The sequence below is a fragment of the Spartobacteria bacterium UBA695 genome, from assembly GCA_002298145.1.
Classification (GTDB): Bacteria; Verrucomicrobiota; Verrucomicrobiia; order Chthoniobacterales; family Chthoniobacteraceae; genus UBA695.
In genome coordinates this window covers 45,311-66,091 of the sequence record DBMP01000016.1, presented here as the reverse complement: position 1 = coordinate 66,091, position 20,781 = coordinate 45,311, and the positions used below count along the sequence as shown (strand labels likewise).

The window sequence follows — 20,781 nt, the reverse complement described above, 5'->3', positions numbered from 1 at the left end:
ACGCTATGAGGCCCAGCTTTGTTGCGAGCGGCGCAGCAGAACGATGAACGCGGGCACGCCACATGCGCACGTCACGATCCCCAGCGGAAACTCCACGCTGAAGAGCCAGCGGGCCAGATTATCAGCCCACAGGAGATAGATCGCCCCCACCAGCAGCGATGTCGGCAGCAGGTCGCGATGATTGGGCCCCACCCAAAAGCGGGCCAGGTGAGGCACCATCAACCCCACCCAACCGATGATGCCGCCGACGGCCACGGACGCTGAGGTGATCAGTGTAGCTCCGAGCAGGATCAACACGCGAATGAGCCCTGTCGGAACCCCCAGCGCCCGGGCCTCTTCCTCGCCCAGAGCCATGGTATTGAGCGGCCAGCGCAACGCCAGTAGCAGCGTGACTCCGAGCACCAGCGGCGGCAAAAGAAACCAGGTATCCCGCGCGGTGACCGATGAGAGCCCCCCCATCAGCCAGAACGTGATGGCGGGAAGCTTCGAATACGGATCGGCCACTACTTTGATAACCGAAATGCCCGCGGCAAAGAGGCTCCCGATGACCATGCCGGTGAGCACCAGGCGCAGCGCGAAATGCGCCCCGCCGATCGAGCGGCTCAGCACGCAGGTCGTCCCCACCGCGATGAGCCCGAAAACGAAAGCCGCAGCCTGGATGCCGAGAATGCTCCAGGAAAAAAGAATCCCAATCGACGCCCCGAACGCCGCTCCCGCCGACGCCCCGAGGATATCGGGCGAAACCAATGAATTACGGAATAACCCTTGATAAGACGCCCCAGCCACCGACAACGCCGCCCCCACGGCCAGCCCCGCCACAATGCGCGGAAGCCGGATGCCGTAGATCAGCGTGGCCACCGTCTCGCGGGCCGTCACGGCATGGCCGGAGGCTGAGGGCATCCAGAGCTGAAAAAGATCCGCCCACGAAAGCCGATGCGGCCCGAAGCGCAGCGACACCAGCACGCTGGCCACGAGCACCGCGAGAAGGAGGGCGGTCCGGCCCCGCCACCGCGGAACCGGACACGTCGGGTTGTCATCCATCAGCCCTTCCTCCGTTCGATCTGCACCATTCGGGTACCATGATCGAAGAAGGCGTGCTGGCCTCCCTCCTGCACGATCTGCCACACCGGGGCAATGTCTTCCACAACAAGCCCGGCGAGCATGTCCACTCCGTAGTCAAAGAGCACGGGCGCGAGTGGCACCGTGGGCCCGGCCATGACCACGAAGGCGTCGCGGCTGAGTGCCAGCAGCCGCGGAAGCGTTTTGTTAATGAGCGTTACTCCCGTGATGAAGACGAAATCGCTCTCCGGGAGCACCGCCTCGCAAGCGGGGTCGGGCAGATCGCCCGGCTGCGGCCTGCGTTCCAGGATCGTCAGCTCGCATACCTCGGCCATCTTCTCCAACCCGCGAAAGTGGCCGATCACCGCAACGCGCTTGCCCGCCACGCGCGGCAGCATTGTTTCAAACGCGTTGCAGCCATCGCTGTGGGCTTCATAGCCGCCGCCACCGCTCCACGCCGCCACGCGGGAGGGCGCATTGTAGTAGGCGTTGATCGCGGCCATGCCGAGGGCCGCCTCGGCGAAGTTCCACGAACGGCTGCGCTCGGCCAACTCGCCCAAGGCGCTTCCGGCCAGGCTTCCCGCCCCGGCGGGCGCTCCGCCGGACTCCGTTGGGGCCATGGCCATCCCCAGGCCGTCCGCAGAGCGCAGGGCAAACCAGTGAAGGCCTGCTACGAATGCCTCGGCTTTCGCTGTGCCGGGAATGCCCCGGCACAGATCGTTGTAAATCGGCCACACTTGCGTTTGCATTTAGAAGGTGTAGCGAAGGTTGGTGAAGTAGGTGCGGCCTGCCTGCCAGTAGCCGTCCTGCAGCTCGTAATTCTTATCCAAGATGTTGTTGATGCCGACGCTGAAGGTCAGGTCCTTGGTGATGCGGTAGGAGACCTTGAAGTTCGGCACGGCAAACCCGTCCACCTTTCGCCCATCGCTGTAGGTATAGCGCCAGGAGGAATATTGCATGCTCGGGATCAGGCTGATCTTGTCAATCGGCCGAATGTCGGCATAGACAAACCCCGACCACGGCGGAACGTCCGTCAGGTAAATATTCGAGGAAAGGTTACGCCGCCAGACATAGGAGACGTTGTTGCCCAGCGTGAGCCAGTCGCTGAAAGCGTAGTCGAGCCCGAGTTCCCCGCCGAAGCTCTCGGCCTTGCCGATGTTCTGGTTTTGCGAGACCCATTTCTTGTTCACATAGGCGACGTTGCTAACGCTCTGAATGGCATCGTCGATGGACGAATAGAAAGCGTTGGCGTGAACGTTCAGCGCCTTGAGCGCGTCGAATGCCTTGAGCGGCGTGCCGTCGTAGCCGATCTCGTAATGGATGGCCGATTCCGGCTTGAGGTCCGGGTTGGCCAGCGCTTTGCCGAGGCCGTAGGAATAGCGATCCTTGATGGTGGGAAAGCGGCTCTTGTGCGCGATGGTGAAGTGCAGGGTATCGGTGTCCGTCAACTTATAGAAGATGCCGACTTCCGGGTTGAAGCTCGTGAAGTTGTGCGCCGGGAACGAGGCCCCGTTTTTGTTGGTGTCCTCGGCCTGTAACGAGTTGCGGATGTCGTAGCTGAAGCCCGCTTGGAGGTCGATCTTATCCGATGCGTGGAAGGTGTCTTCCAGCGCGAGGGAGACCGTTTCGTCTTCGTCAACGTAGTGGGGATAGCCATCGACCTGCTCGTCGTGGTGATCGAGCTTGTAATGCGCGGCCCCCTTCAGCGTGTTCATCGGGATCAGCTCCGTGCCAAGCTCCAGCGACGAGCCCCAGGTATAGTCATCGTAATGGCTCGGGCCGCTCGATCCGGTGAGCAGCTTCGTGTAGGTGCCGTCGGAGTATTGGTCGAGAGCGTTCTCGTACTTGTCGAAATAGACGCGCGGCTTGATGTAGCTCTCCTCGCCGAGCTGCGTTGAGGAAACATAATAGACGGTATCCTTGTTCCACTTCGGCCACTGCCAGTAGCGGAGAAACTGAGTGGGATCGGTGCCCGCGTAGGGCGGCGTCCCCTTTTCGCCTTCCTGGTGAACGAAGCCGAGCGCGTATTCGTCCGTGGCGTTGGGCGTGTAGGCGAGCTTGCCGCTAAGCTTCCAGTCCGTATAGTAGGAGTTGTTGCGCGTGCCGCCGTCTTCCGCCTTGGTCGGCTGGAAGTCGTTGGACATGTCGGTGTGGTCCTGCGTGATGTAGGAGGCGCCTAGTTGGAAGTAGAACTTGTCCTGCTTGGAGCCGATATTGAGCGCGCTCTCGTAGCCGTCGCCCGTGGCCGCTCCCAACGTAATGTCCCCCTCCAGCGGGCGCGTGGGCTGGCGCGAGACGATGTTGATCGCGCCGCCGAGCGTATTGGGCCCATAGAGTACCGAGCTGTAGCCCTTGGCCACGCTGATCGTACCGACGTCAAAGGTGGTAAAGCGCCCGAGGTCCACATAGCCGTCATAAGGCACGTAGGCCGGAACGCCATCGATGAAGATCGGGACCTGGAGCCGGTTGAAGCCGCGCACGTAGACCGTGGTTTCATTGCGCGCGCCGACGGAAGCCGTGGTGATGCCGGGCTGGGTGGCCACCGCGTCGGCCACGTTGTTCTTTTCCAAAAGCTGGATTTTCTCCGCCGTGGTCTGCGTTTCGAGCTGAGCCGCCACGTCGGGCACTTTCCCGGTCACCGTCACGGTTCCCAGCGTAAAGGTCTTCTCCGAGGACCCGGAGACCACCGCCGAGGCGGAACCGCTGACGGGGGCCTGCGCGGCTTCCTGCGCCTGCGCCGCGACGCCGAGCGGCAGAGCCAGGCCAACCGTAGCCAGGGCAAAGAGGGATTTCCGTATCCGTCGAAGGTTTCGATACTTGGTAATACTTAAGGAGGACTTGGTGGACATGGATTACGAGCAAAGTAGGTTGTTGAGGTTGAGCCGTAATTCGTATCGTTTACTTAACAGCGTCAACGATCAGTGACGCTTAGCAAACGGCGTGCCACATGGATTTTCCGGGCCGATTTCCGCTCTCCACTGGCTGGAATTATCGGGGAATCCCGGAGAGACGGGCCTTTTTGTAAATTTTTCGCAACCGGCTCAAAACCCCCGGAATATTTCCAGACCACGGGGACACTTCTTATCCAGAATGCGTAAAAAACGCGCCGGGAATGGCGCGTTTTGATCAGGAAAACCCCGGTGTTGTCTTTTTGTAACAAACTACCGGGCAGGCTCTTACAACCGCCAAATGTTAACTATACTTTGCATATGTAAAGTATAGTTAACATTCAGACAGGGCGCTTTCAGCACATCATTCGCTCCCACGGTTCATCGAGGCGCTCGCCGTGGCGAAGGCGTTCGCGCATCCTTGCCAGGCAGCGATCCAGCTCGACGAGACGACGGCAATTATCCCGCTCCTCGCGCGACGGCTCGATAACATTTTGCACCGCGCCATTGCCGATTACGAGGCGGCGCGTGCCCGAGAGGGCCAGCAGCGGATCGTGCGTGGAGAGGAGCACGATCTTGCCCTTCTCGACGAAGAGATCGAGCGCGCGAAGGCGGTCCACCCCAGCGTTTTCAATCTCGTCGATCAAGACCACGGGCTTGGGGCTCAGGTGGGCGGCGTCGGCGATCATCAGCGCCCGCGACTGGCCGCCGCTGAGCTGCGTGAGCGGCGTCTCGGGCCCGAAGGGTTCCCCGGCCATGCCCACCGCCGCCTCCAGCACGCGGGTAATGGCCTCTTCCGGGTGCTCCAGCGCGCGGCTCTCCGCATGCATGCGCAGGAAATCCACCACAGTAAGATCCATGACGAAATTCATGTTCTGCGAGATCTGCGCGACGATCTTTCCCTCGCCGGAAAAGCGGGCGTCCGGGTCGGGCGCGCAGCCGTCGATCAAGACCGTGCGGCCCGTCGGCGTATCGCCCTGCGCCATGCATTCGATATCGGCCAGGAGACGGCTTTTGCCCGAGCCGGTGGGGCCGACGATGCAGATCACATCGCCCGCCCGAAAGCAGAGCGTGTGCTTCTCCGGGTGGCCGCTTTTGTCGTGCCCGGGCAGGATCTTCAGCTCGGAGAGCGCCTGCTCGCGCGGCGTGGCGTCGGCGGAAGAAAGGAAGGCAGCCAGGCCGTCGCGGAGCTGTTCGTAGCTCCAGCCGCTCTGCTCGCGCGTCTCCCACGGGAGCGCCTCCCAGTAGGCCCGCACGGTCGGCTCTGCCTGGCGCGCGGGGAAGTGGTTGAGCTGGAGAAAATCATCGCACCGGGGGTCGCCAAACGCAGGCTCCCCGGCAAGTGGAGTGGAAGTCATATCAATCAGGTATCGTCATTTTCCGAATGGTTCCGCTCTGGAAATCCTCGCCGATTTTCGTCTGGCCAAAGCAGTAGGAACAGACCGCGGAGGGAACCGAAAACCGCAGCCTGCCGCCGGTGAGCGGGGCATCCTCCGGCGCTTTTTTCCAAAGCCGGCTGACCTCCCAGGCCCCCTGCCCCGTGATGCCGTTGACGAACAGGATGCGCGCCTTGGCGTTCACCTGCCGGATGCGAAAGGCGAACACCTCGCGCTCCGCCTGGCTCACGATATCCCCCTTGGTCACCACCACGAGGTCAGCCGTTTTTAGCATTGGGCCGATCTTGCGCGGGGTCTCGACGCCGGAGAGATTATCGAGCACGCAAACCGCGTAAAAGCCCCGGATGTGCGGCGCGCAGCGGTTGCAGAGCCCGGCGCTCTCGCTGATTAAGAGATCCAGCCCATGGCGGCTGCCCCAGGCGAAGCAGTCCTCAATATTCGTGATGAAAAAGTGGTCTGGGCAGAAATTACCCGAGAGCCCCGTGAGCACAGGAATCCCCTCGGCCTGAAAGACTTCCGCATCGCGGCTCACCAGGCAGTCGAACTTAAGCACCCCCACGCGCAGCCCCTCCGAATGCAGGAAGCGGAGCGCCTTGGTGATGACAGCCGTCTTCCCGGAGGAGGGCGGCCCGGCAACGGTGATCAGTTTCACGCTTTGAAACCCCGTGAAAAGACCGCGTTGAGCGGCACGCGCAGTTCGTTGAGGTCATGGCTGCGGATGTAGTCCCAGCCAAGCCACTTGAGCTTACCCGGGAGCGCCGGGGTGCTCTTGCCAAAGTCAGCCGATGGCGGGAAATGGACCGACGCCATGAACTCCGCGCACTCCCGGCCCGTGAAGAAATCAAGCGCGACCTTGGCCGCCGAGTTCACCTTTGGTTTGCCCAGCAGAAAGAGCGGCATCGCCAGCACACCGTCCAAGGGCCAGACGAGCTGGGTCTGCTCCTTGTGCGGATTTCCCGCCGCGAAGAACCACGGCAGCACGTAAATCGCCGCACCCTTGGGGCTGTCCGAACCGGCCGTGCGGGCCATTTCGGCGGCGCTCCAGAAGTCGCGCACATTCCGGCCCAGCAGTTCGAGGCCCTCTTCGCCGAATTCCTTATGGAAATTGAATAGGACCACGTCGGAAATTTCGTCCTCCCACCCGCCGATGATCACATCCTTGCGGTAGACTGGGTTGAGGAGATCGGCCCAGGAAGCAGGCACGGGGCGGCTACCGAGGCGTTTGAGATCAACCAAAATGACATGCGGGAACACCCCGTAGATATGGTAAACGCCGAGCGGATCGGCCATCCCGGCCTCGGCGAATTCCGGGCGCAGTTTCGGCACCGGCAGCGGGCCAAAGACGCCCGTAACGACCCAGCGCTGCGTGAATTCCGGGCGGAAAATATCCGCGATGCCCCCCTCGGTGATCAGCGCGGGCAGCTCGGCCTCGGTTTCAAAGCCCCAGAATTCGTCGTAGGGGTTCGTGTCGCCGCAGCCTGAAGACATGTACCACTTCGGCTCCAGCCCGGCGCGGAGGCGCGCTTCCTCGTAGTGGCGGTGGAGGCGGCGGCGAATTTCAGACCGGATCGGGCACGGCGCGAAGCCGAGGTAATCCAGTTGGCGTCTCACGCCCGTTTCCGACTCCGGAAATTCGGGCTCATCGTTTAGAAGGTCTATTTCGGTGCTTGTCGTCATAAAAAAATAAAGGTGACGGAAAAAATCGGGCTTCCGCCGGACGTTGTGGGCATTAGCAATATTCGTGCCGGATGTTGAGCAGAGGTTACATCGTCATGAATGCGTGACACGGCCGGACGCGTCCCTGCGTCCCTCCGTTTGGCATACGATCTTGTCATATTTTCGAGAAAGCCAACAGCCCTCATCCTTTACAGTGTAGCAAAGCTTTGTCATATTCCCCGTGCCATGACCGAGCCAACCTGTGTGTGCCACGTCGGAGCGCTCCGGGAGCGTCTGGGAATTTCCCAGGCCGAACTTGCCCGGCGTGCTGGGCTGAGCCGTCAGCTCGTCAATATGGTGGAGCGCGGGCGCATCGTCCCCTCCGTCCTCACCGCTCTGGCCCTGGCCGATGCGCTGGAATGCACCGTGCCCGATCTCTTCCAGAAGCCGCAGGCCGATCACCCGCTGGAAGTCACCCTCTCCTCCGCGCTCCATTCCCACGAAGGCCCCGTGCGCCTGGCCCTGGTCGGGGAGCGCTGGATCGCCATTCCCGTGGCCGGTTCGGAAGCCGCTGGGTTCGGCGAAGCCGATGGGGACTTGGTGGCGCGCCGGGGCAACTCCGGCTCCGTGAAAATTTTGCAGCCCGAGGCGCAGCTGCGCCAGAACATCCTTGTGGCCGGGTGCGACCCCGCCCTCGGCATCGTCCGGGATCTCTGGAGGACCAGCCATGGCGACGGCCGGGTGCGCTGGCAGAACCTTTCGAGCACCGCCGCTCTCAAGGCCCTCGCAGCCGGGGAAGCCCACATCGCGGGCGTCCATTTTCCCGATGAAAAGGCAGAGCAGCGCGCTTTGAAAACCCTTGGGGCCGAAGCCGTCGTGGTTCGCTTCGCCCGCTGGGACCAGGGCTGGATGATCCGCCGGGGCAACCCGCTCGGCTTCCGGTCCGTGGAGGACCTGGCCTCCAACCGTGTCCGGTTCCTCAACCGCGTGGACGGCTCCGGCAGCCGCCTCCTCATCGACGGCCTGCTGGAGAAGGCAGGCGTGAATCCCTCGGAAGTCCCCCTCTACTCCACCGTGGCCTCCAGCCATTTCGATTGCGCCGGGGCGATCCGCGAAGGGCGCGCCGACGTAGCCATGGGGCTCAAGGCCGTGGCCGAATCGTGCGACCTCGATTTTCTCCCTGTCCAGGAAGTGGCCTTTGACCTGATCATCCCCAAGACCCTGCTCGACTTCGCCCCCGTGGCCAGGCTCCTCGATTTCCTACAAAACCGGGACTTCCGCCGTCAGCTCGACGGCCTCCCTGGCTACGGCACCCAGGAAACCGGCAAGATCGTTTCGTAAGCGCCGGTCCTCCCTTTACGCGCCGGTTGTTTCCGGGAGCCGCATAAACGCCGCCACCGCCTTGTGCACCGAGGGGTAAAAGCTCCCCTCGCCCAGATTGTGCGTCACCCCGGCGCGCTGGAGAATCTCCCGCAGCGGCCGGTTGGCCCGGGCGATTTTGAGCGCGACCCCCTTTTCCTCCAGCTCCTCCTTCAGGGCCATGAACGCCTCCGAGGCCGTCACATCCACATCCGTCACCGCCTGGGCGTCGAGAACAAACCAGCGCACCGGCGTGGGGCTCTGTTCGATCAGCGACCGCACGCGTTCGCAGAAGTAGCCCGCATTGGAAAAAAGCAGCGGCGCATAAAAGCGGTAGGCAATGAGCCCGGGGACCGTCTCCCCGGTGAAGTTCTCCCCCACGTCGTGGAACCCCCGCCCCGGCACCTCCTGCAACACCGCGTCCACGGGCCGCGAAATGCGGTTGATCAAGCCGATCAGCGAAACCGTCACCCCGAGGAGAATCCCGGGCACCACCCCGCCCACCAGCACCCCGAGCGTGGTCAGCGCCGCCAGCATACTGGCCCTCGGGTAATAACGGTAAATACGCCGCATCACGTCGAACTCCACCAGGCCGAACCCGGCGTGGATCAGCATCGCCGCCAGGGCGGCCACCGGCAACAGAGCGATGAGCGGCGTCAGAAACAGCAGGAAGAGCGCGAGCGTCGCCGCCGCCACAAGGCTGACCAGCGGCGTCTTGCCGCCCGCCGCGTCGCTCAGCGTCGTGCGAGCCTGGCTGCCCGTCACCGCGAAGCCCTGGAAGAGCCCGGTCACCAAATCCGCCACGCCCAGCGCCGTCAACTCCCGATTCGAATCCACCCCGTAGCGGTTTTTCTCCGCGAACGCCTTGGCCAGCAGGATGCACTCAGTGTACGTCAGCAGCGCCACGCCGATGCACGCGGGGAAAAGCGCGTGCACATCGCGCAGCGTCACCCCGGGCCAGGCGAAGCCCGGCAGCCCCCGGGGAACCATCCCCACCACAGCCACCCCGTGCTTCTCCAGCCCCAGGGCCCACGAAAGCGCAATCGCCACCACGCACCCCGCCAGCGTCGCCGGGACCCTCGGGGCAAAGCGCCGCAGCCCGAGCATGAGGCCGAGGAACCCCGCCCCCACGGCCAACGTCGGCCCATGAGCCTCGGGCAACCGCCCCACCAACTCCGAGAGCAGCGGGAAGAAATCCATGCGCTTGAGCTCAATCCCAAAGAGCTTCCCCAACTGCGAGGCCACCAAAATCAGCGCCGCCCCCGTCATGTAGCCCACCAGCACCGGCTTGGAAAAGAAATCCGCCACCGCCCCGAATTTCGCCCGGCCCCCTAGGAACAGGAACCCTCCGCTCAACACCGCCACCACCGCCGAAAGCGCCGCCGCCCGCCCCGGGTCCCCTCCCGCAAGCGGCCCCACCGCGCTCGCAATCAGCAGCGAAATAGCGATATCCGGCCCGACGATCACCTGGCGCGAACTGCCAAAAAACGGGTAAACCAGCAGCGGGACCAGCGCCGCATAGAGCCCGTACTGCGGCGGGATCCCGATCAGCCCCGCATAGGCGATCACCGAGGGGATCATCACCAAACAAACCGTCACCCCCGCCACGATATCAGCCCAAAGCCAGCCGCGCTGATAACCGCGAAAAAGAGCCAGCCCCGGGAAACAGCGCAACCAACGGCTCGGAATCGGAAAAGGCGTCGGGGGTTCGTCGTTCATCGCTCAAAGGGAAACGTAATCCCTTTTATATAAGCGCCCCAACCAAAAAGAGAGCCGCTTTATTTCCCCCGCGCCGCTTTTTCATCCCAGAGCCTGCGGGCCAGCCGCGCCGCTTCTTCAAACGTCGCCGGGATCTCCAGCGACCCGCCGGAATCCGTCACGGCATTGACCATCATTAAATTGTCGGCCATCGCCCCAAAATCCTCGACTTGGAAAGGCCATGGAGCGCCCTGCGCCCCCAGGAACGCCTGCACCCGCTCGGAAAACCGGCGGCGATCCGGCGTATAGCCCAGCACGATTTTCCCCAACGCCCGAGCGTAACCCATTTCGTAAGCCGTCCCGACATCCATGCTCGGCCCGTGCCATGGCTCCATATTGGCGATCACAATATCGCACCCCCGCATCATCGCCTCATTGGCCTGCCCGATGCGCAGCGCAAGCGCCTCAGGGGATAGCCCCGCCGAATCAATGACCTGATCCAGGGGGAACACCCCCTCCAGCCCCACTGAGGCGAGGATCTTCTTCTTTTCAGCAGCCGCCTTCATCGGCTCCGGGTAAAAAACATCCGGACCGGCAAGGTAAACACGGGCGAGCGGGCAGGGATTCGTCATCGCGGCAGCGTAGCCTCGTTTTCCGGGAAATGGAATCCCGTAACATTCCCCGGGAAAAGCTTGCATGGCATCGGTTTGAAAAATTTAATCGCACCCCATGAATTCAACTTCCGCTCGCCTCTGGTACGCCAACGAAGCAGGCCACGACTGGAACCGCGCCCTGCCCATCGGCAACGGACGCCTTGGAGCGATGGTCTTCGGCAACGTCATCAACGAGCGCGTTCAACTCAACGAAGACACCCTATGGAACGGCGGTCCCCGCGACCGAATCAACCCGAGCGCCCGGCGTTACCTGCCGGAAATCCAGCAACTCCTGCGCGAGGGACGGCTCGCGGAAGCCAACGCGCTCACCAACGACGCCCTGGCCGGCATCCCCGACAGCATGCGGTGTTACGAACCGCTGGCCGATCTCCTCATCAGCTTCGAACACGCCGGAGTTGACGTACACGCCACAAACCTGGACCAAACCGCCTCCAATCAAGAGGCCCAGTTCGACGCCCATTTACTGACCCACTACGCCCGCGAGCTCGACCTTACCCAGGGGATCGCCAAAGTCGCCTACACCCTGGGCGGCATCGACTACACCCGCACGCACATTGCCAGCCCCGTTGACGGCGTTATCGCCCTCCGCTTGGAAGCCTCCCACCCCGCCTCCATCTCGCTGCGGCTCCGCATCGAACGCGGCCCGCGCGAAAGCTACTCCACCCGCTACGCCGATACCACCCGGGGCTACGACGACCGCCGCCTGCTGCTCCAAGGGAAAGCCGGTGGGGAAGGAGCCGTCAGCTTCGCGGCGCACCTCCAGGCGCTGCCCGAAGGCGGCGAGACCCTCATCATCGGCGAAACGCTCGTGGTGCGAAACGCCAACGCCGTTACCCTCCTCTTCGCCGCCGCCACCACCTTCCGCCACGCTGATCCCGCCGCCCAGAGCATCGAACAAACCCGGCGCGCAGCCGCCAAAAACTGGCCCACGCTGCTGGTCGACCATGTGAGCGCCTTCCGGAGCTTCTCCGACCGCGTCCAGCTCGACCTCGGGAGCACCGAGAGCAGCCTTCTGCCCACCGACCAGCGCCAGGCACGCCTTCTAGAGGGCGAAACCGACCCCGCCCTGGCCGCGCTCTACTTTAACTTTGGCCGCTACCTGACGATTTCCGCGAGCTGGCCCGGCAGCCTCCCCGCCAACCTCCAGGGCATCTGGAACCAGGAGTTCTGGCCCGCGTGGGGGTCCAAGTACACCATCAACATCAACACCGAGATGAACTACTGGCCGGTGGAAGTCGCCAACCTGGCGGAATGCCACCAGCCGCTCTTCGACCTCCTGGAGCGCGTCGCCGAGTCCGGCCGCAAAACCGCCCGGGAAATGTACGGCTGCGGCGGCTTCGTGGCCCACCACAACACCGACCTCTGGGCCGACACCTGCCCCACCGACCGCAACCTCGCCGCCTCCTACTGGCTCATGGGCGGGGCCTGGCTCTCGCTGCACCTGTGGGAACACTACCGCTTTGGCGGCGACCTCGCCTTCCTCAAGAAAGCCTACCCGATCCTCAGAGACGCCAGCCTGTTTTTCCTCGATTTCCTGATCGAAGACGCCCGGGGCCGCCTGATCGTCTCCCCCACCGCCTCGCCGGAGAACCTCTACCGCCTGCCTAACGGCGAATGCGGCGTGCTCTCCGCGGGCAGCAGCATGGACAGCCAGATCCTCACCCAGCTCTTTGAGGCCACCCGAAGCGCGGCGAGCCAGCTCGGCGAAGACGGCGAATTCCAGGCGCGGCTCCAGGCCGCCCAGGACCGCCTGCCCAAGCCCGCCGTGGGCAGCGACGGACGCCTCCTGGAGTGGCCCGAGGAATACGAGGAAGTCGATCTCCAGCACCGGCACGTCTCCCACGCCTTCGCCCTCTTTCCCGGCAGCACCATCACCCCGGGCCAAACGCCCGAACTCGCCCAGGCGCTGCGTAAAACGCTCGAAGTCCGGGGCGACGAAGGCACCGGCTGGTGCATGGCCTGGAAGTGCTGCCTCTGGGCACGCCTGGGCGACGGCAACCACGCCCACACGCTTTTGAAAAACCTGCTGACGCCGGTAAACAAGGCTTCGAAGAACGGTAATGACACCGCCTATGAAGGCGGCGGCTCGTACCCAAACCTCTTCTGCGCCCATCCCCCCTTCCAGATCGACGGCAACTTCGGAGGCACCGCAGCCATTGCCGAAATGCTCCTGCAAAGCCACGAGACCCGGCCCGATAGAAGCACGGGCGAGGCGCTCCCCGTGCTTCACCTGCTCCCGGCCCTCCCGGATGCCTGGCCCGACGGCTCCATGAGCGGCTTCCGCGCCCGGGGCGGCTTTGAGCTTAGCTTCGCATGGCAGGCCTGCGGCGTCAGGCAATGCACCGTCAGATCAGAGAAAGGCGGGCGCTGCCTCGTTCGCCACGGCGAGACGCTCCGCCAGGTCGAACTTCCACCAGGCGGAAAAATCGAGCTGAGCTTTTAAGGGTGCCCTTAAGACGCCGCCTTTTCGTTGCGATAGGCCTCGGCCAGCAGCGAGATGTAGTGGCGCGTCTGCTGGCCCGTGCCGAAGCGGTTCACGTTATCCAGGAGCTGCATCATGCAGGCCGGGCAGCCGGTGGAAACGATCTCCGCCCCCGTCCGATTAATGTCCTCCACCTTCCGCTTTCCGATGCTGGAGGCCGTTTCGTAATGCGTCAGCACGTAGGAGCCGCCGCTGCCGCAGCAGGCGTCGGGCTTCGCCATTTCCTTAAACGTGATCCCCGGGATGCTCCCGAGGATTTCGCGCGGCTCGCGGAATACGCCCATCGACTTTTTGAGGTGACACGAATCATGGTAGGTCACGGAAGCCTCGACGCGGCCCGTCGGCTTGCGGAAGTGGACCACCTCGGTCAAGAACGTCGAAATGTCATAGGTGCGCTCGGCCCAATAGGCGGCCTTGGGGCCGTAGACGGGATCATCCGCCAGGACCTCTTTGAAGTCGTGCTGCCAGGCGCCGCCGCACGATCCGCAGCCAGTAATGATGTATTCGGCCCCACATTTTTCGAACACGTCGAGGTTGTTGCGCGCCAGGGCCCGCGCCGTTTCGACGTCGCCGTGCACCAGCACGGGAATGCCGCAGCACGACTGGCCCTTGGGAATATGCACCTCGACGCCGTTGGCGGTCAGCACTTCGATCACGTCGGCCCCCGCGTCGGGGTAAAAGTAGTTGAGCGAATCGCCTGTGAAAAACGCGACCTTGAACTTCGCGTCCGGGACAGAGATCACCTCAGGCACGCGGTCGCGCAGCGGCTTGACCGCCAGCTCCGGGAACAGGCGCTCCCCGTCAAAACCGATGGTCCCTCCCGCCCAGGCGAACGGCGACCGGGGCGCAATCGCCGCCTTCGCCTTCACGCCGCGAAACGCCAGACCGTTGAATACCGCTCCGGCCTTCATGCCCACGTCAAAAAGCCGCGGGTGCCGCAGCGTGGAGAAGATCGCCTTCTTAAGCCAGGGTAGCCCGTTTTTGCGCACCAGCGCCGCCCGGAGCGCCAGCATGATGCGCCCGAAGTTCACGCGGGTCGGGCAGTTGGCCGCGCACGATTTGCAGACCAGGCAATCGAAGAGCATCCGGTAGACCTTCGGGTCGTCCAGGGCGAGGTCGCCGCTCAAGACCGCCTCGGCCACCGCGATCTTGGCCCGGGTCACGCCTGCCTCCACTTTTTCCGTGGCGTAGACGGGGCAGACCGCCATGCAGTTGCCGCACTTCATGCACCGGTCGGTCTCCTGCCGGATCTGGGAGAGCTCGTCGTAAGCGGTGGGCGATTCAGGCGTACTCATGCGTTTCCTTTCGTGGGAACCATCTTCCCGGGGTTGAGCAAATAATCCGGATCGAGCGCTTCTTTAACGCTCCGGAGCAGCTCCAGGCCGCTCTGGCCGAGCTCGTTGCCGAGGAACTTCATCTTGGCAATCCCGATGCCGTGTTCGCCCGAGAGCGTCCCGCCGAAGCCGAGCGCGGCGTCAAAAATCTCCTCCACGGCCCGGTGCATTCGCGCCATTTCATCTGCGTTGTTTTTATCGCAAAGGATCGTGGGGTGCAGGTTCCCGTCGCCCGCGTGGCCGAAGGTGCCGAGTGTGAGCCCGTGCTTTTTTCCAATCGCCTCGCAGGCCACCAGCATGTCGGTGATCCGGCTGCGCGGAACGGTGGCATCCTCCAGCACCACGGTATTATTGAGTGAAGCCAGGGCAGGAAGCGCACTGCGCCGCGCCGCCCAGAGCTGATTGCGTTCGGCATCGGTCGCCGCCGTTTTCAGCTCGCCATGGTTGGCGTTTACCACACCCGCCACCGCCTCCGCCTCCCGTGCCACGAGGTCCTCGGACATCCCGTCCACTTCGATCAGCAGCAGCGCCCGGGCATCGGTAGGCAGGCCCGCTTTGGAAAAATTCTCCACCGTGCGGATGGTCATCTGGTCCATGATCTCCAGCGTCGCCGGGATCACCTTTGCCTTAATGATGCCCGCCACGGTATTGCCCGCGTCCTCCAGCGTCTTGAAGACCGCTGTCATAGTCCGGTGGGCCTTCGGAGCGGGGATCAGCTTGACGGTCAGCTCCGTCATCATGCCGAGCGTCCCTTCGGAGCCCACGAAGAGGCTGGAAAAATCATACGCCGTAACGTTTTTGACCGTTTTCCCGCCAAAGCGAACCGCCGAACCGTTAGCGAGCACGACCTCCATGCCCATCACGTAGTGCTTCGTGACGCCGTACTTGAGCCCCCGCAGGCCGCCCGAGTTCTCCGCCGCCGAACCGCCCATCGTGGCCGTGCTGACGGTTCCCGGGTCCGGCGGGTAAATAAGACCGAAGGGAGCCACCGCTGCGTTCAGATCAGCGATGACGACACCCGGCTGGACGGTGGCCGTCAGGTTCTCGGCGTCGATTTCCAGGATCTTGTTCATCTTCTGGAACGAAATGACGATCCCCTTGCGCAGGGGAATGGTGCCGCCGCTTAGGTTCGTCCCGGAGCCGCGCGGGTAGAGGGGCGTTTTCTGTTCCCGGGCGAAGTGGACGATCTTTTGGACGGCTTCGGCGGTTGTCGGAAACACCACGACGTCAGGAGTTTGCCGAGGCTGGTCAGCTGTCGCGTCGTAGCTGTACGCAGTCAGGTCGACGGCATTCCAGAGGACGTTCTCTTTGCCGACGATTTCTTCCAATCCGGGAACTAAAGGCGGGAGCATGCGGGAAAACCTACGCCCGAACCCCTCCCCTTTTCAACCTCCGAAAAAAAGGGCACACCCCGCTTCCTCGGGATGTGCCCATCGGTATCACGCAACCAGTTACAGTTTTTTCGAGCCGTCAAAGAGGCGCGTGTAGTAGAAATTGCTCGTGTAGAGCGCCGCCGCCGGGTTGTGCCCGAGTACCCGGTCTTTGGTAATAAGGGTCGTTACCGGAGCGTTGGAGTGCTTGATAAAGAGCGAATCGTGCCCGACGCAGAGGCCGACGACGACGTTGAGATCGGTCTTTTGCGCGTTGAGCAGCTCCGCCTGAAGGATCGGGTTGCACGCCGACTCCTGGCAGCCGGGCTTAACCTTGAGGTTCTCGGGGATGCCGATCTCGGTTTTGTCCACCGAGCCGACTTTGCAAAGCACCGTGTGCGCCTGGAGCCCGTGGGTTTCCAGGATTTTGACGAACACCTTGGTCTCGGCGCTCAGGCCAATGCATGTGGCGATGCCGATCTTCTTCGCACCGAGGCGGTTGGCAAAGGCGATGATCTCCTCCACGCGCGTCAGCTTGCCGTAATAGGTCCCCTCCACCTCCGCCGCAGCCCGGGCCATGCGGGCGTCCAAGCCCCGGCCCCGGTAGCGCGCCACGGTTTTTTTGAGGAGCTGGGGCGGGGCGGTCAGCGTCTGGCAGAAGGGTGGAAATTGTTTCTCCCGGCGGTAGCAGTTCAGCGTGCCGCAATCGGAACAAGTGAGGTTTTTCTTAGGCATAAAAAATCAAAGCGAAGAGGAAATGGGCCAGCCGATTTCGCGTACGGCATCGAGCATGGCGTCGATATTGGCAAAGGGCGTCTCCACCGGCAGGCTGCATCCGGAGGCGACGATGAGCCCCCGGGGGTTGTCATGGGCCTTGCGCACGACCTGGTAAACGGCCTGGCGCACGTCCTCCGGGGTGCCTTGCAGGACCACTTCGGAGGGCGGGATATTGCCCATGAGCCGCACCCGGTCGCCGACCTTCAGCTTGGCTTCGCCGAGGTCAGCCGCGTTGTCGAGGGAAAGGCAGTCGGCCCCGGTATCGACCATCGCATCCCAGATCGGCGACGTCTTGCCGCAAATATGCAGCGTCACCGCGCGGCCCCGGCTGTGGATATAATCCACGAGGCGCTTCAAATAGGGCGCGCCGAATTCGCGGAACTGCCGCGGGCTGATCACCGTGGACGAGCACATGGCGTCCGTGAGGCTCGGCGTACAGCCGATGTCGATGATGGCCTTGGCGTAGGCGAGCGTGCTTTGGAAGGCGACTTCGCAAACGGCATGGACCGCCTTCGGGTTCTTGATCAGCAGGCGCACGAGCGTTTCCGTGCCGATCAAAAACGAGGCATTCGTGAACGGCCCCGTCAGCGCGCCGTTGACGACCACTTCCTTGCCCACCTCCTTGAGTGTTCGCTCCATGGCGTAGAGATGCTGCGGCAGAGCGCCGTCTTTGAAGGGATCGACCACCTTCAGCGCGCCGATCTCTTCCACGGATTCGATCGCGGGCGCTTCGAGGTAAGCCGTCTCGTCCTCGGGGTAGTGTACGCGCGCCCCCATCGCCTCGGCCAACGTGTAGAGATCCGTGAAGATCCGGATCACGTCGTACCCGAAGCGGCGATAGGCGGCGATCTGCGCATCGGCGATCAGCTTGCCATTTCCGCGAAATTCCGAAACTTTAACGCCGATCACGCGGGCCGCTGTGTTGCCGACAATGGGCACACAAGGCAGGCGATCGATCGGCCGCCCCGCGCCATAGGCCGCGAAGCGTTCCAACGGAGTCAATTTATCTTTACTCATTTTACCCAGAATAGCGCCCGGCGCTTAATCTGTTCGACAATTTCCGTAACAATCAAGACCACCACGCCGGTGTAAAGGATACCCGCCACCATGCGCGGGTACTCCGCGTAGTCGGCATAAAGTTGAATGAAGCGCCCGAGCCCGGCATTGGCCCCAAAGAGTTCGGCGACCGTCAAAAGGATGAACGCGAACACCAGACCCACGCTGATGCCGGAGAAAATATGCGGCAGCGCGGCCGGGAAAACAATGCGCACCAAGTACTCCACACGCCCCAGCCCAAGGATGCGCGCGCTGTCCCGGTAACGCTGTTGCAGCGACGAAGCCCCCGCCACGGTATTCAAGAATACCGGCCAGAACGCCCCGATAAACACCACGAACCCGGCCGCCGTCTGGAAGGTCGGCAAGAGCGCGATGGCGTAGGGGACGTAGATCGTCGGCGGCACCGGCGAGGCGAAGCGCGCAAAGGGCGAGAACATCCGGCTCAAAAACGGGGTAGTCCCCACCAAGAGCCCCCAGAAAATCCCCAGCGCAATGGCCAGCAGCAGCCCGGGAATCAAGATCAGGAACGAAGAAACCGTGCCCTTGAGCAATTCCGGCAGCGATTTTTGCAGCGCCTGGGCCGTTACCAGCGGCGACGGGAACAGGTAGCCGCCTCGGAAATGAAGCCCGCTGACCACCTGCCAAAGCGCCACCAGGGCCAGCAAAAAGAGGATCCCCTCCTTGCCCACGAGAAAGCGTAATGGCGAAAACACCCGCCCCTGCCGCTGATGCCCCTGAACCTTCACGGCTCCAGCCGTGGCCGCTTCCCCGGCAATCGACGAGGCCCCATTCAGCGAGGCCTCGGGTGAAAATGTAGAACTCATACTCCCTCTCCTTCACTGTTAACGGTGGAGTCGGCCTCGATCCGCTCGATCACATCGCGACGGAACCGGGCGTCGATGTCGGCGCGCAGGCGGGTGAACTCGTCCGAGCCGACCAGATCGCGGCGCACGCGGGGCCGCCCGAAGGGAACGCGCAATTCGTGGATCACCCGCCCGGGCGAAGACCCGAGCATGATGACGCGGTCCGAAAGATAAAGCGCCTCCTCCACATCGTGCGTTACGAAAACCACCGTCTTGCGCGCGGTCGTTCCCGACCAGACCTCCAGCAGCAAATCCTGTAACCGGGCCCGGTTCACCGGGTCCAGCGCCCCGAAGGGCTCGTCCATCAGCAGCACCGGCGAGCCCACCGCCAGCGTCCGGGCAATCGCCCCACGCTGCTGCATGCCGCCGGAGAGCTCCAGGGGATACTTCCGCGCCGCACCGGCCAAGCCGACCATTTCGAGATAATCCTCGGCCAGCTGCCTGCGCCATTTGGCGCTGATCCCGGGCTGCGCTTTCGCGATGGCGAGCGTGATGTTTTGCAGCAGGCTCATCCAGGGAAAGAGCGAGTAGTCCTGGAAGACCACGCCCCGTTCCAGCGAGGGGCCGGTGATCGCCTTCCCTTTCCATGAAACCGCCCCTGCGCCCGGCGTTTCCAGGCCAGCCAGGATGCGCAAAAGGGTCGTCTTGCCGCAGCCACTCGGCCCCAGGAGGCTGATAAATTCCCCCTCGTGGATGGCCAGGTCAACCTCGGAAAGAATCGTTGTTCCGTTGTAGCCGAAACGAAGCCCTTGAACTTCAAGGCCCCGGCCGGGCGCGGAATTCTTTGTTGGAGTATCCGTAAGCGTCATGTCTTAAAAAAAAGTCGATGGGTGCCGCGGCAAAACGGGATTACCGCGGCAGCCCATCCGTGGCCCAAAGATCTACTGGTGGCAGCACTCGGCCTGCGGCGCCTTGGTGGCGGCGACCTTTACCCAGCCGTCGTCCGCCTTGGTCGCGGCCAGGGGCTTCGCGAGGTTATCGCGGTCGGTGAAAGTCTTGAGCCGCTGCTGCCAGAAAGGTTCGTTGGGCTGCTCCTTGGCCAGTTGATTGAGCGCCTGCTCGTAGAACTTCGTGGTGATGAAGCTGCGGATATCGAGATTGGATTCCGCGAAACCGCTCTTGAGCATCGTCTTCCAGAAGGAGACTACGCCATCGACGTTCGGGTCCGACGCCTGGTCGAGGTAGCCGTCGTAGTAGGCCTTTTCGATCAGCGCACGGTCGAGCTTCAAGTATTTCTGAATATCATCGAGCGTCTTCTCATGGTTATCCTGTGCGAATTTCTCCGCTTTCAGGAAGGCGTGGATGAATTTGGTCCACACCTCGGGGCGCGTTTCGGCGTCCTTGGCGTTGATGGTCAGGCGGCAGCACGGGTGGCCCGGCTGGAGCGCATGGCTGCGGATGGTTACCTTCAGCCCCTGTTCCTCGGCCTTGAAATCAAACGGCCCCCAGATGAGCCCGGCGTCCACCTGGCCGGACTTCACGGCTTCCAACACGGCGGGCGGGTTCTTTAGCTCGAAAATCTGCACGTCCTTTTTCCAGTCCACCCCGGCGGCATCCAGCGCGCCGCGCACCACGGCGTCGCCCGTGGCCAGGCGCACCGTCGCCAGCTTTTTGCCCTTCAAATCAGTGATCTTCTGGACCGAAGCGGCATTTTCCGGCGTCGTGATGATCGCCGCATCCTCGCCCATAACGCCGCCGATGATCCTGATCTCGGCTCCCTTGGAAATATGGAGCAGCGGGGCCGTGGTCCCGAACGCGCCGAGGTCGAGCTTGCCACCGCGCAGCGCCGCCAGGCCGTCAGCCGAGTTGGCGAACTCGACGAGCTGGACGTCCAGGCCTTCCTCCTTAAAGAAGCCCTCTTCCTTGGCGATGAAAAATTTCGCATGTCCCGTGACCGGCAGATGGCCGACCCGGACCACTTCGTCAGCATGGACGACAGCGGCGAATTGAAGCCCCGCGGCGAGGGCCGCAAGGGTGCTGAGTACAAATTTGGTTTTCATGAGCAATCATCAGCCGGGCCTTGCGAGGGGCCCGCCGATCGGTTTTTTGTTTTTCTTTCCCCCCGCCTTCAGTCTGTCTGATCCGCAGGGTCAGTCTTGGTTGTCGCTAATCCAGTCGTCTGGTTTGTATTTACACCTACTTACTTGGTGGGTGCTATTTCTGTCCAG

The 20,781-nt window shown here is 62.9% G+C and carries 17 protein-coding genes; 2 read left to right on the top strand and 15 right to left on the bottom strand.

Annotated elements, in window-relative coordinates; all coding sequences use genetic code 11:
* Positions 1–3 precede the first annotated feature (3 nt).
* The 6 genes from B2828_RS10825 to B2828_RS10800 all read right to left on the bottom strand — a co-directional run bounded on the left by B2828_RS10825 (position 4) and on the right by B2828_RS10800 (position 6,955).
* On the bottom strand, positions 4–1,041 hold the full coding sequence (locus B2828_RS10825; protein ID WP_479633756.1) for a FecCD family ABC transporter permease: 1,038 nt from the start codon (positions 1,039–1,041) through the stop codon (positions 4–6).
* Positions 1,041–1,808, bottom strand: a complete 768-nt coding sequence (locus B2828_RS10820; RefSeq protein WP_479633755.1) for a Rossmann-like domain-containing protein — start codon at positions 1,806–1,808, stop codon at positions 1,041–1,043. The genes B2828_RS10825 and B2828_RS10820 overlap by 1 nt, the downstream gene beginning before the upstream one ends.
* Entirely contained in the window at positions 1,809–3,908 is a 2,100-nt protein-coding gene (locus B2828_RS10815) for a TonB-dependent receptor plug domain-containing protein (protein WP_479633754.1), read from the bottom strand. It abuts the gene before it with no gap.
* Positions 3,909–4,303: 395 nt separating this feature from the next.
* The gene (locus tag B2828_RS10810) at positions 4,304–5,305 is read right to left on the bottom strand and encodes an ATP-binding cassette domain-containing protein (protein WP_479633753.1); all 1,002 of its coding nucleotides are present in this window, start codon (positions 5,303–5,305) and stop codon (positions 4,304–4,306) included.
* Position 5,306: 1 nt separating this feature from the next.
* On the bottom strand, positions 5,307–5,996 hold the full coding sequence (locus tag B2828_RS10805) for a GTP-binding protein (protein WP_479633752.1): 690 nt from the start codon (positions 5,994–5,996) through the stop codon (positions 5,307–5,309).
* A complete protein-coding gene (locus tag B2828_RS10800; protein WP_479633751.1) occupies positions 5,993–6,955 on the bottom strand; it encodes an ABC transporter substrate-binding protein in 963 nt (320 codons plus the stop codon). The genes B2828_RS10805 and B2828_RS10800 overlap by 4 nt, the downstream gene beginning before the upstream one ends.
* A 291-nt stretch (positions 6,956–7,246) precedes the next feature.
* On the opposite strand from B2828_RS10800, the gene B2828_RS10795 reads away from it, so the two are divergent.
* Complete coding sequence (locus B2828_RS10795) at positions 7,247–8,341, top strand: substrate-binding domain-containing protein (protein ID WP_479633750.1); 1,095 nt, start codon at positions 7,247–7,249, stop codon at positions 8,339–8,341.
* 15 nt (positions 8,342–8,356) lie between these two features.
* Here B2828_RS10795 and B2828_RS10790 read toward each other — a convergent pair whose 3' ends face one another.
* Positions 8,357–10,078, bottom strand: a complete 1,722-nt coding sequence (locus B2828_RS10790) for a SulP family inorganic anion transporter (protein WP_479633749.1) — start codon at positions 10,076–10,078, stop codon at positions 8,357–8,359.
* Positions 10,079–10,137: 59 nt separating this feature from the next.
* Entirely contained in the window at positions 10,138–10,689 is a 552-nt protein-coding gene (locus tag B2828_RS10785) for a nucleoside 2-deoxyribosyltransferase (protein ID WP_479633748.1), read from the bottom strand.
* A 97-nt stretch (positions 10,690–10,786) separates the two neighbouring features.
* Between B2828_RS10785 and B2828_RS10780 the strand changes: the two genes are divergently transcribed.
* Positions 10,787–13,174: a glycoside hydrolase family 95 protein gene (locus B2828_RS10780; protein ID WP_479633747.1), complete on the top strand. Its 2,388-nt coding sequence runs from the start codon at positions 10,787–10,789 to the stop codon at positions 13,172–13,174.
* A gap of 8 nt (positions 13,175–13,182) precedes the next feature.
* Here B2828_RS10780 and B2828_RS10775 read toward each other — a convergent pair whose 3' ends face one another.
* The 7 genes from B2828_RS10775 to B2828_RS10745 all read right to left on the bottom strand — a co-directional run bounded on the left by B2828_RS10775 (position 13,183) and on the right by B2828_RS10745 (position 20,613).
* Positions 13,183–14,508, bottom strand: coding sequence for a (Fe-S)-binding protein (locus B2828_RS10775; protein ID WP_479633746.1), 1,326 nt, complete (start codon positions 14,506–14,508; stop codon positions 13,183–13,185).
* Entirely contained in the window at positions 14,505–15,899 is a 1,395-nt protein-coding gene (locus B2828_RS10770; RefSeq protein ID WP_479633745.1) for an FAD-binding oxidoreductase, read from the bottom strand. Before B2828_RS10770 ends, B2828_RS10775 begins: the two co-directional genes overlap by 4 nt.
* A gap of 99 nt (positions 15,900–15,998) precedes the next feature.
* Positions 15,999–16,652 (bottom strand): DUF1847 domain-containing protein, encoded by a 654-nt coding sequence (locus B2828_RS10765; RefSeq protein ID WP_479633744.1) that lies wholly within the window; start codon positions 16,650–16,652, stop codon positions 15,999–16,001.
* A gap of 6 nt (positions 16,653–16,658) precedes the next feature.
* A complete protein-coding gene (locus B2828_RS10760) occupies positions 16,659–17,711 on the bottom strand; it encodes a uroporphyrinogen decarboxylase family protein (RefSeq protein ID WP_479633743.1) in 1,053 nt (350 codons plus the stop codon).
* Entirely contained in the window at positions 17,708–18,574 is an 867-nt protein-coding gene (locus tag B2828_RS10755) for an ABC transporter permease (protein ID WP_479633742.1), read from the bottom strand. The genes B2828_RS10760 and B2828_RS10755 overlap by 4 nt, the downstream gene beginning before the upstream one ends.
* Entirely contained in the window at positions 18,571–19,422 is an 852-nt protein-coding gene (locus tag B2828_RS10750; protein ID WP_479633741.1) for an ABC transporter ATP-binding protein, read from the bottom strand. The genes B2828_RS10755 and B2828_RS10750 overlap by 4 nt, the downstream gene beginning before the upstream one ends.
* Before the next feature lie 72 nt (positions 19,423–19,494).
* Positions 19,495–20,613, bottom strand: coding sequence for an ABC transporter substrate-binding protein (locus B2828_RS10745; protein WP_479633740.1), 1,119 nt, complete (start codon positions 20,611–20,613; stop codon positions 19,495–19,497).
* Positions 20,614–20,781 lie beyond the last annotated feature (168 nt).